This window comes from Sedimentibacter sp., assembly GCF_032080165.1.
GTDB lineage: Bacteria > Bacillota > Clostridia > Tissierellales > Sedimentibacteraceae > Sedimentibacter.
Window position 1 is genome coordinate 264,133 of sequence record NZ_DAMASY010000003.1, and the last position, 13,937, is coordinate 278,069.

The 13,937-nt window shown below is 34.3% G+C and carries 15 protein-coding genes; 13 read left to right on the top strand and 2 right to left on the bottom strand.

Features of this window, described 5'->3' with window-relative positions; translation table 11 throughout:
- The first annotated feature begins 12 nt into the window (after positions 1 to 12).
- From RT412_RS05975 to RT412_RS06035, 13 genes are all read left to right on the top strand, one after another.
- The gene (locus RT412_RS05975) at positions 13 to 552 is read left to right on the top strand and encodes a hypothetical protein (protein ID WP_313342067.1); all 540 of its coding nucleotides are present in this window, start codon (positions 13 to 15) and stop codon (positions 550 to 552) included.
- A 440-nt stretch (positions 553 to 992) separates the two neighbouring features.
- Positions 993 to 1,256 carry a hypothetical protein gene (locus tag RT412_RS05980; RefSeq protein WP_313342065.1) on the top strand — a complete coding sequence of 88 codons (264 nt, stop codon included), beginning with the start codon at positions 993 to 995 and terminating at the stop codon, positions 1,254 to 1,256.
- Between the two features lie 45 nt (positions 1,257 to 1,301).
- Entirely contained in the window at positions 1,302 to 1,640 is a 339-nt protein-coding gene (locus RT412_RS05985; protein WP_313342063.1) for a hypothetical protein, read from the top strand.
- 364 nt (positions 1,641 to 2,004) lie between these two features.
- Positions 2,005 to 3,531, top strand: coding sequence for a histidine kinase (locus tag RT412_RS05990; protein WP_313342060.1), 1,527 nt, complete (start codon positions 2,005 to 2,007; stop codon positions 3,529 to 3,531).
- On the top strand, positions 3,506 to 4,189 hold the full coding sequence (locus tag RT412_RS05995) for a response regulator (RefSeq protein WP_313342058.1): 684 nt from the start codon (positions 3,506 to 3,508) through the stop codon (positions 4,187 to 4,189). Before RT412_RS05990 ends, RT412_RS05995 begins: the two co-directional genes overlap by 26 nt.
- A 265-nt stretch (positions 4,190 to 4,454) precedes the next feature.
- Positions 4,455 to 5,648 carry a M20 family metallopeptidase gene (locus tag RT412_RS06000; RefSeq protein ID WP_313342055.1) on the top strand — a complete coding sequence of 398 codons (1,194 nt, stop codon included), beginning with the start codon at positions 4,455 to 4,457 and terminating at the stop codon, positions 5,646 to 5,648.
- Between the two features lie 4 nt (positions 5,649 to 5,652).
- Positions 5,653 to 6,477 (top strand): DUF3100 domain-containing protein, encoded by an 825-nt coding sequence (locus RT412_RS06005; RefSeq protein ID WP_313342052.1) that lies wholly within the window; start codon positions 5,653 to 5,655, stop codon positions 6,475 to 6,477.
- Between the two features lie 15 nt (positions 6,478 to 6,492).
- A complete protein-coding gene (locus RT412_RS06010; protein ID WP_313342049.1) occupies positions 6,493 to 6,960 on the top strand; it encodes a hypothetical protein in 468 nt (155 codons plus the stop codon).
- Positions 6,961 to 7,294: 334 nt separating this feature from the next.
- Entirely contained in the window at positions 7,295 to 8,551 is a 1,257-nt protein-coding gene (glyA, locus tag RT412_RS06015; RefSeq protein ID WP_313342047.1) for a serine hydroxymethyltransferase, read from the top strand.
- A gap of 153 nt (positions 8,552 to 8,704) precedes the next feature.
- Positions 8,705 to 10,390: a formate--tetrahydrofolate ligase gene (locus RT412_RS06020; RefSeq protein ID WP_313342044.1), complete on the top strand. Its 1,686-nt coding sequence runs from the start codon at positions 8,705 to 8,707 to the stop codon at positions 10,388 to 10,390.
- An 83-nt stretch (positions 10,391 to 10,473) separates the two neighbouring features.
- Positions 10,474 to 11,214, top strand: a complete 741-nt coding sequence (locus RT412_RS06025) for a formate/nitrite transporter family protein (protein WP_313342042.1) — start codon at positions 10,474 to 10,476, stop codon at positions 11,212 to 11,214.
- Between the two features lie 16 nt (positions 11,215 to 11,230).
- A complete protein-coding gene (locus RT412_RS06030) occupies positions 11,231 to 11,860 on the top strand; it encodes a cyclodeaminase/cyclohydrolase family protein (protein WP_313342039.1) in 630 nt (209 codons plus the stop codon).
- A gap of 10 nt (positions 11,861 to 11,870) precedes the next feature.
- Positions 11,871 to 12,032, top strand: a complete 162-nt coding sequence (locus RT412_RS06035; protein WP_313342037.1) for a hypothetical protein — start codon at positions 11,871 to 11,873, stop codon at positions 12,030 to 12,032.
- Between the two features lie 42 nt (positions 12,033 to 12,074).
- On the opposite strand, the gene RT412_RS06040 is transcribed toward RT412_RS06035, so the two are convergent.
- On the bottom strand, positions 12,075 to 12,704 hold the full coding sequence (locus RT412_RS06040) for a TrkA C-terminal domain-containing protein (protein ID WP_313342035.1): 630 nt from the start codon (positions 12,702 to 12,704) through the stop codon (positions 12,075 to 12,077).
- A gap of 292 nt (positions 12,705 to 12,996) precedes the next feature.
- Positions 12,997 to 13,920, bottom strand: coding sequence for a glycine betaine ABC transporter substrate-binding protein (locus RT412_RS06045; protein WP_313346197.1), 924 nt, complete (start codon positions 13,918 to 13,920; stop codon positions 12,997 to 12,999).
- Between the last annotated feature and the right edge of the window lie 17 nt (positions 13,921 to 13,937).

Below are 13,937 nucleotides of genomic sequence, written 5' to 3' on the forward strand. Positions count from 1 at the left end.
ACAGGAGGATGTATGATAAGGCGTATAAATTATGTAATATATCTATGTGCAGTGATGCTAATATTTCAGGGATGCGATACAACAAAAGAAAGAAATTCTGAAGATATACCACAAGATACAAAACTGGATATGTACACACTTGATCTTCAAGATGATGTCTACTTTTTGATGGGAATGGACTATACATTATTTCAGAAAATTTTAGACAATGAAGCGGTTGATATATATGAACAAAATTCCGAAGAAAGGATGAGTGAACATTATTATCAGCTAAAAAACGGTGTAGGTGTGAATATTAGTTATGACCATATTACTTCTGTGGGAACTTTTTATTATGAGGATTCTTTGGAATATATGGTGCCGTCCTTATTGGGAATAAACGGAAATGATGATTACAAATCTGTCATAGATAAATTAGGAGAACCTTATAATGATGATCCCAATTCGACTCCTCCTTCAGTTGTTTATTTAGTTCGTTATCAGACATATGTGAAAATTTTCTTTGATTCTAATACCGGAAAGGTAATGTATATTTCGTGTTTTCAACAATAAGAAGATACGGTAAGACATGAGGAAGGTTCATTTATTTTTAAGAAAATTGGTAGTCAGTAATATATTTCAGTATTTAATTAATGTTATTGATAAGAACTGCGTAATTGAAGTGCACTCCAAATGTTATACAGAAATAACATTTTAAGTGCACTTTTTGCTTGTACTAATCATTTTTCTTTTGTCCTAAAATTTGATCTTTTAACCAATTATCATCTGAAAAGAATCTATCCGGTAAGCTTGCTTTTAATATAAGGATAAAAGCAGATTGTATGATCCAAAAGAAGGTACAATTTATATTATGCCTTTCCGGTAGCAGAAAATGTTGCCTTGAGGAAATGGAAAATAATATCCAAATATCGTGTAATGTGGTATAATAAACACATAAGGGGTATGGGATTATATTTAATCTTATTGAATATTTAAAATAGGTGGAGATTATTATGAACAATGAAATCGATAACAACAACAAAAATAATATTGAAGAAAATATAGAAAAACCTAAAAATGCTTTTAATGATATAAAATTATTTTTATACCTACTTTTATGTTCTGAAATATATATGTTATTTTTATCTGGTAAAGATATGTTTTTTGAAAAAGCATATTTTTCAACCGGCGTAGTCGGTTCAGTGGCAGGAATAAATACGGTATTGCTGATTCTAACAATCATTCATATAAGAAAAATTAAAAATAGTGAAAAATAGCATTAGGGGTCAGATCCTTTTGAGTATGTTTATAGGGAAAAGTTTATGCTGAGCTATGCAAGAGAAAATGGTATAGAGGTTTCAAAGGAAGAATTGAAAGAACATATCTCATATGAGAAAAATGTTTGGGAATCAGAAAAAGAAATTTTTGAACAATACCTTTCCGGCAGAGGGATTACAGAAGAAGAATTTTTTAATGAAATTGCTCCACCGTCATATGAAAACACTATTCTGAAAAACAAGGTAAGGAATCATATATTAAAAAATGCAGGCATGATGGAAAAGGACAATGAAGCGAAGCAGAAATATTTAGATGAATTTTATAAGGAAAATATTAAAGTTTTAGAAGTTGATAAAGATTTTATTAAAAAGTATAGCGAATAAAATGTCAAAGTTAGTATTAGCAGAAGAACACATACAATAATCATAAAAACAAAGAAAAAACAGGGTTTGATTCGAAGATTGTGTAAATTTTTAAACTGATATAAAAAATATTCAGTTTAGAGGTTTCCATATATAGTATAATATTAAAAAATAGGATTAAAGATTTTGACGGGTTTTAAAATTGTCAAGAATAATAAAAAATCAGTCAAGCTTGATAGTATAATGAAATGTATATGTTATTTATAATGTAGGGAGCGAATAAAGATTCGGTTCCTATTTACTATTTTTTTGTACAGTGATATTATAAATTCATGTAGGATAAAAGGTTAAAAATCAATTTAATTAATGCAGGAAGGAGCTTAATATGATTCAGAAAACAGAGTGGGGACACATCGAATGGCTGCATAAATGCAAGGAGGATACGGCTTCTTCATTTAGCGTAGGAATAACCTCGTTGCTTAAGGATAAACGTATGCTGAAGCATGTGCATTATGGCATAGAACAGTTTATATATATACTGGAAGGTGAAGGAATTTATTATATAAATGAAGACAAAAAATATATTCAGAAAGATATGTGCTTTTATATGGAGCCTGATATAGCTCATGAAACAATAAACACAGGTTCTGTAACTCTTAAAGAGTTAGTGATATCCAGACCGGTAAGTTATGATTCCGGTATAAAGATAGAAGATGATTATCTTAATGCTAATCAAAGAACAGAAAGGTTAGTTTCCGTGAATATAATATATTCAGCAGTGGAGGCAATAAGGAGTTTACTGCTTGAATCTATCAGTCTTCCGTTTACGATTTACGATGATATGGGAGAAATAATAATTCAAAGCAGTAAGTTTTCCGGTTATTGTACTTCAAAATGTAATCCGGCTTGCAACCGTAAAACCTGTAGCTGCATGCTTCAAAAAAACTTTGATAAATTGGACAAGGCAGCACAATTTACATGCGAATATGGTCTTACTGTTTTCAGTTACCCTATTATATATAATGGGTTACAGCTGGGGACTATTAGCGGAGGGCATATTCTTGTATCCAATTATACAATAAATGAGCATGATGATTTATATGATTCCCCGGAAAGCACGGTTATGGGTATAAAAAGCTTGCTTAAACAAATTGTGAAAAGCATTACAAGCTATTGTTCATTTTATGAATCAAGGATGCTGATTGAAAAAAAGGACAAAGATATAAAAGAGGAAATTATAAGAAACGAAACACTTAAAAATAATTTATATATAATAAATGATAAGGTTACTAATCTGCGTATTAATCATCACTTTCTTTTTAATATTCTAAATTCCATTGCAAGCATGGCATTAACCGGAGACAGAAACTGCCTGTATAATTCTATAATCGATTTATCAAAAATGTTCAGATATACTATGACTGTTGATTTGAGGTTTGTAACATTAACATCTGAAATAGAGTATCTGGAAACATATCTTAATTTACAAAGATTAAGGTATGGACAAGATTTAGAGATATTATACAATATTGAAAAGGGTATGGATAATATTAAGGTTCCGTTTAATTTTATTCAGCCTATTGTAGAAAATGCTTTCACACATGGTTTTATACCCAGTGACAATAAAAAATTAGTAAAAATTTCTGTGGGGAAAAATAAAAATAAAGCAGAAATAGTTATATTAAATAATGGTGTACTTTTAGATGATATTACGCTTAACAGAGTGAACAGAGGGTTGTATAGAAATACCGGGCATGGTCTGTCACTAATATATGAGAAACTAAAATTAGCATACAATGATGAGTTTACCATGAATATAACGTCCGATGTAAGTGATAATACTAAAGTTTATGTAAGGATACCAATTATATACGAGGAGGACAAATATGATAAATGCAATAATAGCAGATGACGAACCGGCAGTAGCAAATATAATATGCTACTTTATCGAAAAGGAGAAATTACCTGTAACAATTGTTGGAACTGCATGTAACGGCAAGGAGGCATTAGAATTATTAAAACACAATAAAGTAAATCTGGTATTTTTAGATATTATAATGCCTTTCATGGATGGATTTAAAGTAATAGAAAATGCCCCGGATAATAACTATATAATTATAACAGCATATGATTCCTTTGAGTATGCCCAGCGCGCTTTAAGGCTTGGTGCCAAGGATATACTCCTCAAACCTATTGAATACAAGCAGCTTCTGCAATCAATAACCAGAGCTGTAGGATGGAAATTTACAGACAATGATACATTAAACGATATACTTGAATACATAAATTTATATTATGCAGAAAAAATTGACTTGCAGAAATTATCAAGTGAATTTTTTGTATCTCCAAGTCATGTATCAAGATTATTTAAGAAGTTTATGGGTACTACTACGGTCGAATATATTCACGAAGTAAGAATTAAGCAAGCTATTCATATGCTTAATGAAGGAAAATATAGCATTAAAGAAGTTGCTGAAATTACCGGATATGACAGCCTAAATAATTTCTATAAAAAATTTAAAACTCATACAGGTACAACACCGGCTCTATATATTCAGATGCATAAGTAGTTTTGCTTTAAAATACTTTAAGTGTATACATTGTTGTCAGCTGCTATAAAGAATTGCACTTCTATTTTCAATCTTATCTTGAGAAAAATAAAGATTAAGCTATTAAATTGTATTAAATGTCAAGAACGATAAATAACAGGCTTGAATTGAGAATTTAAATTGATATGAAAGTAATTATAATTAATATAGATTGATCGGTCGATAGGATAACGTTAACAGTTCTTGTAAGGGGAAATAACTTTTAAATTAAATGAAAGGGAGAAGAATGGATAATATTAAAGAATTAGAGAGATTATACAGTAACGAACTAATAAAATTCAGAAGGGATTTGCATGAAAACCCTGAATTAAGTTTTAAAGAATTTAGAACAACTAAGAAGATAAAAGATAAACTTATGTCTTTAGGAGTTAAAATTATAGACATGGGACTGGAAACGGGAGTAATAGGCTATCTTGAAGGATGCAGCGATGGACCAACCATAGCTTTAAGAGGCGACATTGATGCTCTCCCTATAACAGAAATAAATGATGTGCCTTATAAATCTAAAGTTGACGGAGTTATGCATGCATGTGGGCATGATATACATACAGCGTCGGTTATTGGAGCTGCATGTATATTGTCAGATATGAAAGAAAAATTAAAAGGAAACGTTCTTTTTGTATTTCAGCCTGCTGAAGAGCTGAATAAGGGTGCTAAATTAATGGTTGAAAAAGGGCTTTTTACAAAAATAAAGGCTGATTTGGTTTTTGGGCTTCATAATAATCCTGAAATATCTTGGGGTAAAATAGCTATCAAAAAAGGAGGATTAATGGCCTCGGTAGATACCATTAAAATTAAGATTAAGGGAAAGGGTGGACATGGTGCACTCCCTAATGCAACAAGAGATCCTATTGTCGCTGTTGCAGCTGTTATAATGAATCTACAAACTATTGTAAGCCGTAATGTAAGTCCATTAGAGTCTGCTGTAATATCTTTTGGCACATTGCATGCCGGAACAGCAAATAATGTTATACCTGAACTTGTTGAAATTACCGGAACCGTCAGAAGCTTTGATGCAAATGTACGGAAAATGTTGTCTGAAAGGATAAAACAAGTATTAGAAAGTACAGCTCAAGTCTATGATGTTGAAAGTGAACTGGAATATATATTTGATCTTCCGGCTGTGTTTAACTCAAATGAATTGGCTGATTTAGCGTATGAAGCTGCAGTTGAAGTATTAGGACAAGAATCAATAATTGATCCTGTTCCTTCTATGGGTGGGGAAGATTTCTCTATATTTACTGAAAAGATACCTGGATTTTTCTTATGGTTGGGTGTTGGCAATAAAGAGAAAGATATGAATTATGTTTGGCATAGTCCAAGGTTTGATGGTGATGACAGGGCAATTATTAATGCATCTGCCGTTATGAGTAATATGGTTTTAAAAGGCTTTAATTATATAAATAAAAAGAAGGAGTGATAATGTGAGTGATAAATCAATAAATATATATGATTGGAAGTTACATTTAACAATTTTATTAATATGCGTTATTTCTGAAGCTATAGGTATAGTAAAGATACCATTAGGACCCGGGTCAATAATGTTTCTTCCTCTTTTGTACTCAATGACATTTGCATTGATTCTATACTTATTAAAATCTGTAACATTTATAAATGAAAATCAAGCATCATTGGCGGAAAAATTTATTACTATAGGTATAGGTGTTTTTATTGCAAAGGTAGGAGTTCAAAGCGGCGCTGCAGTTAAGTCTGTAATAGATGCAGGACCTGCACTCATACTGCAGGAATTAGGCAATCTGGGTACTATACTAATTTCGTTACCTTTTGCATTATTGTTAGGGTTTAAGAGAGAAAGTGTAGGTATGTGCCATTCCATTGCCAGAGAACCGAATGTTGGGCTTATTGCGTCAAACTATGGTCTTAGCTCTCCTGAAGGAAGAGGAGTAATGATAATATATATTGTCGGAACCTTAGTTGGAACAATATTTATGGGACTTATGTCAAGTATATTGGCATCGTTTACGTCGCTACATCCTTATGCTATTGCTATGGCTACAGGAGTGGGAAGCGGAAGTATGATGGCGGCTGCCTCCGCGCCGTTGGTGGAAATGTTTCCTGACATTGCAACGGAAATTTCTGCCTTTGCCGGAATGAGTAATCTTTTGTCAACAGCTGACGGTATATATATGTCAATCTTTATTGCAATTCCAATGAGTAACTTTTTATATAGAAAGCTTGAACCAATTCTGGGACAAAGAAAAAAATCTTCAAGCTCTGAAATAAAATAATGGGAGAGGACAATTATGAATAAGGAATTTACAGCAGAAAAATTTTGGGAAAATTTGTTGATTCTATTAATTATTGCCTTTATAAGTATACTGGGTAATCTTACAGGCTATGATACTGGAATAATGGAGAGCATTCCCGGAATGTTAATTTTATTGATTGTTGCACTGATAGGAGTTTCATTGGCAAATATTATTCCTGTGAACATACCGTCAGTTGTTTATATTAGTTTGTTAGGACTATTAATTTCTATGCCTGCCAGCCCCATATCCAATGTTGTAATTGAATATACAAGCAAAATACAAATGTTACCTCTTGCAACGCCGGTGCTTGCATATTCCGGAATTTCAATGGGGAAAAATTGGGCAGAATTTAAAAAAGTTGGATGGAAGGGAATACTTGTAGCCTGTTGCGTAATGTTTGGAACATTCATCGGATCTGCAATTATTGCACAAATTATTTTAAAAAGCCAAGGAATTATTTAATGCAAAATAATTTTTATAGAGAGCAGAAACTAACAGAATTTTTTATAAACGGTTAGGTATGACACTTACCTAACCGTTTTACTTATGCAAAATATGATTATTATATTACTAAATATTGATTTATAATTTTAAGTAAATTTATTAACCAATAAAGATAACGTTAATGGAGATATTCATTTTATAGTGTCAAAAATGATAAATAATGAGCTTAATATGAATATATACAAAGAAATTATATTCTATATAATTTAAAATATAGATTGGCCGATCTAATCCAAATTGAAAAAAGCTTTTTTAAGAAAGTTCAAATTAAAATCGAATAGAGGTAATATAAATGCTTAAATATACAAAAATATCGGACCCGGAAGTATATGGAATCGTTGAAGGCGAATTGAAACGTCAGGAGCATAACATAGAAATGATTGCTTCCGAAAGCACCGCTTCTTTAGAAATTATGGAATTGTCCGGATCAATATTCACAAACAAAACACTTGAAGGATATCCCGGGGCTCGTTTTCAAGCCGGATCATATGAAGCAGACAGACTTGAAATTCTTGGGATAGAAAGGGCAAAGGCATTATTTGGCGCCGAGCATGCCAATCTACAGGTTTATTCTGGATCAACGGCAAATTATGGCGTTTATGCATCAGTGCTGAAACCCGGAGACAGGGTGTTGAGTATGAGACTTGATCAGGGAGGACATCTGACTCACGGAAGTCCGGCGAATTTTTTCTCAAAGGTATATGAGTATGATTTCTACGGGGTAAACAAAGAAACAGAGCAAATAGATTATGATGAGCTTGAAAAAAAGGCTAAGGAATTTCTCCCGAAACTGATTATTGCCGGAGGAAGCTCATACCCGAGGCTTATTGATTACGAAAGAATCTGTAAAATTGCAAAATCCGTAGGAGCGTATTTTATGGTGGATATGGCTCATATAAGCGGTTTGGTAGCCGCGGGAGTTATACCAAGCCCTGTGCCGTATGCGGATTTTGTATCATCATCTACCACAAAGACACTATGCGGTCCAAGAAGCGGATTTATACTCTGTAAAAAAGAATATGCCAAGGCTTTGGACAAGGGAGTTTTTCCGGGGTCAATCGGTTCAATGCATTTAACAACAATGGCTGCTAAGGTATGGCTGTTTAAACATGCTGCTACGGAAGAATTCAAAAATGTAATGAAACAGGTACTTGCCAATGGAAAATTACTGGCAAAAGAGCTTGAAAGTCATGGGTTTCGCATTGTAAGCGGTACTACCGATAACCATATAGTCATGGTAGACCTCAGGTCTAAGGGAATAAGCGGTAAACTTTTCCAGAATTCGCTTGATAAAGTGGGTATTACGGTAAATAAAAATCAGATACCGTTTGACCCTGCATCTCCGTTTGTTACAAGCGGTGTAAGAATAGGAGTTACTTCAATAACTCAAAGAGGATTAAAGGAGAACGAGATAAAAGAAATAGCAGATATAATGGATAAGGTTGCATCTGATCCGGAAAATGAATCTAATCTTTTTGAATGCAAAAAAAGAACAGAAAAATTAATATCAGAATTTTCATTGTATCCTACGGGAAGCTTTAACGATTAATAAGAACTATTTTTGGCTTATTAAATGAAAATTTTTTAATGAGTCATGAAAGCTTATTGAGACAAAATTACAAAAGAACATTTAAAATATGGATAAGTAACAATACATACCGATTTAATGTGTAATTTTGTAAATTTCTATAATGGAGGAACCATGGCAGAAAAATATTTAAGCGATATAGAAATAGCACAACAAGCAGAGATGCAGGTAATTAACAATATAGCGGAAAAAATAGAAATTCCGGACAAATATGTTGAGAACTATGGAAAATACAAAGCAAAAATAGATTACAGATATTTGCAGAGTGAATTAAAAGACAATGAAGAAGCAAAATTGATATTAGTGACAGCAATAAATCCAACACCAGCAGGAGAGGGAAAAACCACTACAACTATAGGGCTGGGAGATTCGCTTTCAAGCCTTGGCAAAAAAACAATAATAGCACTTCGTGAGCCGTCATTAGGACCGGTATTCGGAGTAAAAGGAGGAGCCGCAGGCGGAGGATACGCACAGGTAGTTCCGATGGAGGACATTAACCTTCACTTTACAGGAGACTTCCATGCCATAGGAGCAGCAAACAATTTATTAGCAGCAATGCTTGACAATCATATACATCAGGGAAATCAACTGGATGTCGATACAAGAAGAATAGTATGGCGAAGAGCTGTAGATATGAATGACAGACAATTAAGACGAATAGTTGACGGACTCGGAGGAAAGACAGAAGGAGTAACAAGAGAAGACGGGTTTGACATTACAGTAGCATCAGAAGTTATGGCAGTATTCTGCCTGTCAAACGATATAATCGAATTAAAAGAAAACCTGGCAAAAATAATAGTAGCATACACAAGAGACGGCAGCCCTGTAACGGCAGGACAACTAAAGGCAGAAGGAGCAATGGCCGCACTGCTGAAGGATGCCCTAAAACCAAACCTGGTTCAAACATTGGAAGGAACACCGGCATTTATACACGGCGGACCGTTTGCCAACATAGCACACGGCTGCAATAGTGTAATAGCAACAAGAATGGCAAGCAAAACAGCTGATTACGTAGTAACAGAAGCAGGCTTCGGAGCAGATCTCGGAGCAGAAAAATTCATTGACATCAAATGCCGTAAAACAGGGTTAAGACCAAGTGCGGTAGTAATAGTAGCAACAGTAAAAGCACTGAAATACAACGGCGGAGTAGCAAAGACAGAATTAGGAGCCGAAAATCTTGAAGCATTAGAAAAAGGGCTGCCAAACCTGTTAAAGCATGTTGAAAATGTAACACAAGTATTCAAACTTCCGGCAGTAGTAGCAATCAACAGATTTCCGACAGATACAGAAAAAGAGCTTAATTTAATAAGCGAAAAATGTAAAGAATTAGGCGTAAACGTAGCACTCTCAGAAGTATGGGGAAAAGGAAGCAAGGGCGGAAAAGAATTAGCAGAAGAAGTTTTAAGACTTGTTGAAAAAGAAAGCAGCTTAGAATTTGCATATGACCTGGAATTACCAATAAAAGAAAAAATCAAGTCAATAGCAACAAGACTATACGGAGCAAGCGACGTTGAATTCTCGGCAAAAGCAAGCAAGGAAATTGCAAGCCTTGAAAAATTAGGATTTGGAAGCTTACCGATATGCATGGCAAAAAATCAATATTCATTAACAGACGATGCCAAAATATTAGGAAGACCCACAGGATTTAAAATTACAATCAGAGACATAACAATATCAGCAGGAGCAGGATTTTTAGTAGCATTAACAGGAGATATAATGAAGATGCCGGGACTTCCCAAAGTACCATCAGCAGAATTTATCGACGTAGATGTAGACGGAAAAATTAAAGGACTGTTCTAAGCAGTTATTAAAAGGAAATTACATATCCGGAAGCAACAAATAAAGCCGGCTATTCCTTAAAAACAATAAAGGGGATTAGAAAATTGAGTTCAGCTTGTTTATCACCAAAAGAAACATCAGATGCACTTATACGAACTGCTGTAAAAAAGGCTTCATACTCAACAGAGAAGAGGCTGTTGCTGAGTTTTATGGCAGGAGTCTATATAGCTCTTGGAGCGCAAGGTTTTTTAGTTGCTTACGGAAACCCTTTTATAAGAGCAGCCGTATTCCCGGTTGGATTAATGCTCATTGTTTTAGTAGGAGGAGAACTATTTACAGGTAATTGTTTAATGACATTAGGATTAATGCAAAAGGAAATAACATTCAAGGATTACCTGAAAACACTGGTACAGGTATTTTTAGGCAACTTTCTGGGATCATTGTTCATTGTTGCTCTTTTATATTTCGTAGGAGTATATAACAAGCCCGAAATGGCAGAAACAATTATAACAGTAGCAAAAGCAAAGACCTCCCTATCATTTGTTCAGGTTTTGAACAAGGGTATTATGTGTAACATACTGGTAGCATTAGGAGTATGGTTTGCTACCACCGCAAAAGATACGACAGGCAAATTACTTGGGTGCTGGTTTCCCGTAATGCTGTTTGTTCTTTGCGGATACGAGCATGTAGTGGCAAATATGTTTTTCCTGCCAATGGGTGCCATTCTTAATTCTTCAATAACAATAACTCAAATAATCAGTAATTTAATACCCGCCACAATCGGTAATTTTATTGGCGGAGGTCTGGTAATACCGATGATATACAACAAGATTTATTATACCTAAACTTAAGAGGTGGAAAATGCTTACACAAGAATCATGCAGGGAATTTGCGACCCTTCTGGCATCTAAAATTCCGGCGCCCGGAGGCGGAGGAGCTGCAGCATTAACCGCAGCATTAGGTACAGCATTAAACTCTATGGTTGCAAACTTTTCCATAGGCAAGAAGAAATTTATTGATTGTAAAGATAAACACGAAAAATTATTAGCAAGAGGAGAAGCTTTAAGAGAAAAGTTGGTTGATCTTGTAGATAAAGATGCCGAACTTTTTGAACCATTATCAAAAGTGTATGTAATGCCATCAAACACAGAAGAAGAAAAGAATAAAAAAGAAGAAGTGCTTCAAAAATGCTTAAAGGCTGCATGCACAGCACCGATGGAAACATTGGAATATACCTATGAAGGAATTTTAATGCATGAAGAAATAGTCAATATATCCTCTAAAAACATTATAAGCGACGTAGGTGTTGGAGTACAATGTTTAAAAGCAGCTCTGAACAGCGCTTACCTGAATGTTCTTATAAATTTGAACTCAATAACCGATGAAAGCTATGTAACAGAAAATAAAGAAAAAGCAGAAAAAATTTTATCTGACGGAAATAAAATTGCAGATGAAGTTTATGCTAAGGTTATTAATATGGTAAACGGATAGGAAGTGCAATATGGGAGAATTAATAAAAGGAAAGGCTGTGGCTGATGCTATTACACAAGAGGTAAAAAGCAGTGTCAGTGAGTTAGCAGCTAAAAACATACATCCAAAGTTAATGATTGTCAGGGTCGGAGAAAGGCAAAAAAAGTATCCAGGTTTCTGCATGTTGCAATAAAAAAAGCATGAAACCAACATTTTTGGTATACATGCTTTTTTTCTACTCACCATACATAAATTCCTTAACTCTCAGATAACTATTGTCATCTCCCACAAAGTAAAAAATATCATCTTCTAAAAACAAGGAATATGCGCCTGGGGATAAAATAATGCTGTTATTTCTTTTAATTGCTACAATAGTGGCATTGGTATTTTGCCAGAAATTAATTTCAGATGCTGATTTATTCAAGTGCTTTGAATCCTTAGTAATTTTTATTTCAAAGGGAATAAAGGGATTTGAGGCCTGAAAACGTTGGGTATTCTCAGTCAGCAAATCAAAGTTTTTCTTCAAGGCTTCTATTTCTTTTATTTGATTATTAAAACTTTCATTTATTTCATTTATTAAGGATTTTATAGTTTGCTTATCACTAAAGCCTCTTACATATTTGACAGCATTTTCATAGGACTTAATAATTACTCCGCTACCCTTCATGGTTTCTACTATTTCCAGGTCTGAAAGAATATTTATGGCTCTCCTTGCAGTTTCCGGAGATACTTTGTATTGACTGGATATGGAAGAGCGAGAATATATTTTTTCACCGATTTTCAGGTTTTTTTCTACGATTCTTGAGGCTATATCCAAAGCTATTTTTTGATAAACAGAACCTTTAACTTTATTTTCCACTTTCATCTTCCTTCATCTTTTTTACTTTTCTTTAATTTGTGGAAATTATATCATATAATAATATAAAAAACCATATGATAATTTGTTATATACAAAGATGGCACCCATTGGGTGCCATCAGGCCGCTGAAAAAGTCCCCCTGCTTCGTTGCCGTTCAGCCGGTCAATCCTCACGTATGTTTGAATACGCTGCGGTTGCCCGTCTTCCGGCGCCTTGCAGGATAAACTTTTTCAACAGCCTACCAGCTTGATGACTTTGTCATCAAGCTGATGGCACCCATTGGGTGCCATTTTTTACATTAGTCTATTAAGCCTGCTGATTTTAACCATTCCTCTGCAACATCATCCGGCTCTCTTTCGTTTATATCTACCTCATAGTTAAGCTTCGTCATTGTTTCTGAATCTAATAGCGGTGATATTTTCTCAAGAATCTCTTTAATTTCAGGATGTTTCTCCAAGGCATCCTTCCTGACTACAGGGGCTGCGTTATATACAGGGAAGAAATACTTATCATCCTCTAAATTTACCAAATCAAAGGCAGCAATACGTCCATCGGTTGCAAATCCCATGGCTACATCAACCTGATTTTCTCTTAAGGTTTTGTACATTATACCCAAGTCCATTATTTTAATTTCGTCATCACTCTGGTTAAATCCGTAGTGAGCTTGTACTCCCGGATATCCATCCGGTCTTACTGAAAATTCGTGGTCTATGGCAGATAATAATTCTCCCGGATTTTCATTAATATATTCAGCTAAATCACTTATGGTCTTTATTCCCAAATCTTCTGAATGCTCTCTGCGCATCATCAAGGTATAGGTATTATTTAATGTAGCATATTGCAGCCATATAAAGCCATTTTCTTCGTCTGCATCTCTCACTTTTTCGTAAGCCTCCTGAGAATCCGTTATAGGCTCTTCATTTTGAAGCTGAGATAACCATGCAGTTCCTGTATATTCCCAGTATAGATCAAAATCTCCGTTTTCCAGAGCCAATCTAACCTTATCTGAGCCTGCAACTCCAGTTTTATCCTCAACCTTAAAACCCGCATCCTTTAATGCTAACACAGTTATTTTACCCAGCAATAGCTGTTCCGTAAACTCTTTTGAGCCTACTTTTATAGTATCGCCACTATTGCTGCCACATGCACTTAATATCCCTATGGACAGTACAAGTACCAATACTAACGCAATTATTTTAATAAATTTTGATTTCTTAATCATAACTCCTCCTATATTTT

What these genes read in the sequence shown, in the direction of transcription:
- RT412_RS06045 (WP_313346197.1), bottom strand. Translation starts at nt 13,920, where the DNA reads ATGATTAAGAAATCAAAATTTATTAAAATAATTGCGTTAGTATTGGTA.
- RT412_RS06040 (WP_313342035.1), bottom strand. Translation starts at nt 12,704, where the DNA reads ATGAAAGTGGAAAATAAAGTTAAAGGTTCTGTTTATCAAAAAATAGCT.
- RT412_RS06035 (WP_313342037.1), top strand. Translation starts at nt 11,871, where the DNA reads ATGGGAGAATTAATAAAAGGAAAGGCTGTGGCTGATGCTATTACACAA.
- glyA (WP_313342047.1), top strand. Translation starts at nt 7,295, where the DNA reads ATGCTTAAATATACAAAAATATCGGACCCGGAAGTATATGGAATCGTT.
- RT412_RS06010 (WP_313342049.1), top strand. Translation starts at nt 6,493, where the DNA reads ATGAATAAGGAATTTACAGCAGAAAAATTTTGGGAAAATTTGTTGATT.
- RT412_RS06000 (WP_313342055.1), top strand. Translation starts at nt 4,455, where the DNA reads ATGGATAATATTAAAGAATTAGAGAGATTATACAGTAACGAACTAATA.
- RT412_RS06020 (WP_313342044.1), top strand. Translation starts at nt 8,705, where the DNA reads ATGGCAGAAAAATATTTAAGCGATATAGAAATAGCACAACAAGCAGAG.
- RT412_RS05995 (WP_313342058.1), top strand. Translation starts at nt 3,506, where the DNA reads ATGATAAATGCAATAATAGCAGATGACGAACCGGCAGTAGCAAATATA.
- RT412_RS05975 (WP_313342067.1), top strand. Translation starts at nt 13, where the DNA reads ATGATAAGGCGTATAAATTATGTAATATATCTATGTGCAGTGATGCTA.
- RT412_RS05990 (WP_313342060.1), top strand. Translation starts at nt 2,005, where the DNA reads ATGATTCAGAAAACAGAGTGGGGACACATCGAATGGCTGCATAAATGC.
- RT412_RS06030 (WP_313342039.1), top strand. Translation starts at nt 11,231, where the DNA reads ATGCTTACACAAGAATCATGCAGGGAATTTGCGACCCTTCTGGCATCT.
- RT412_RS05980 (WP_313342065.1), top strand. Translation starts at nt 993, where the DNA reads ATGAACAATGAAATCGATAACAACAACAAAAATAATATTGAAGAAAAT.
- RT412_RS05985 (WP_313342063.1), top strand. Translation starts at nt 1,302, where the DNA reads ATGCTGAGCTATGCAAGAGAAAATGGTATAGAGGTTTCAAAGGAAGAA.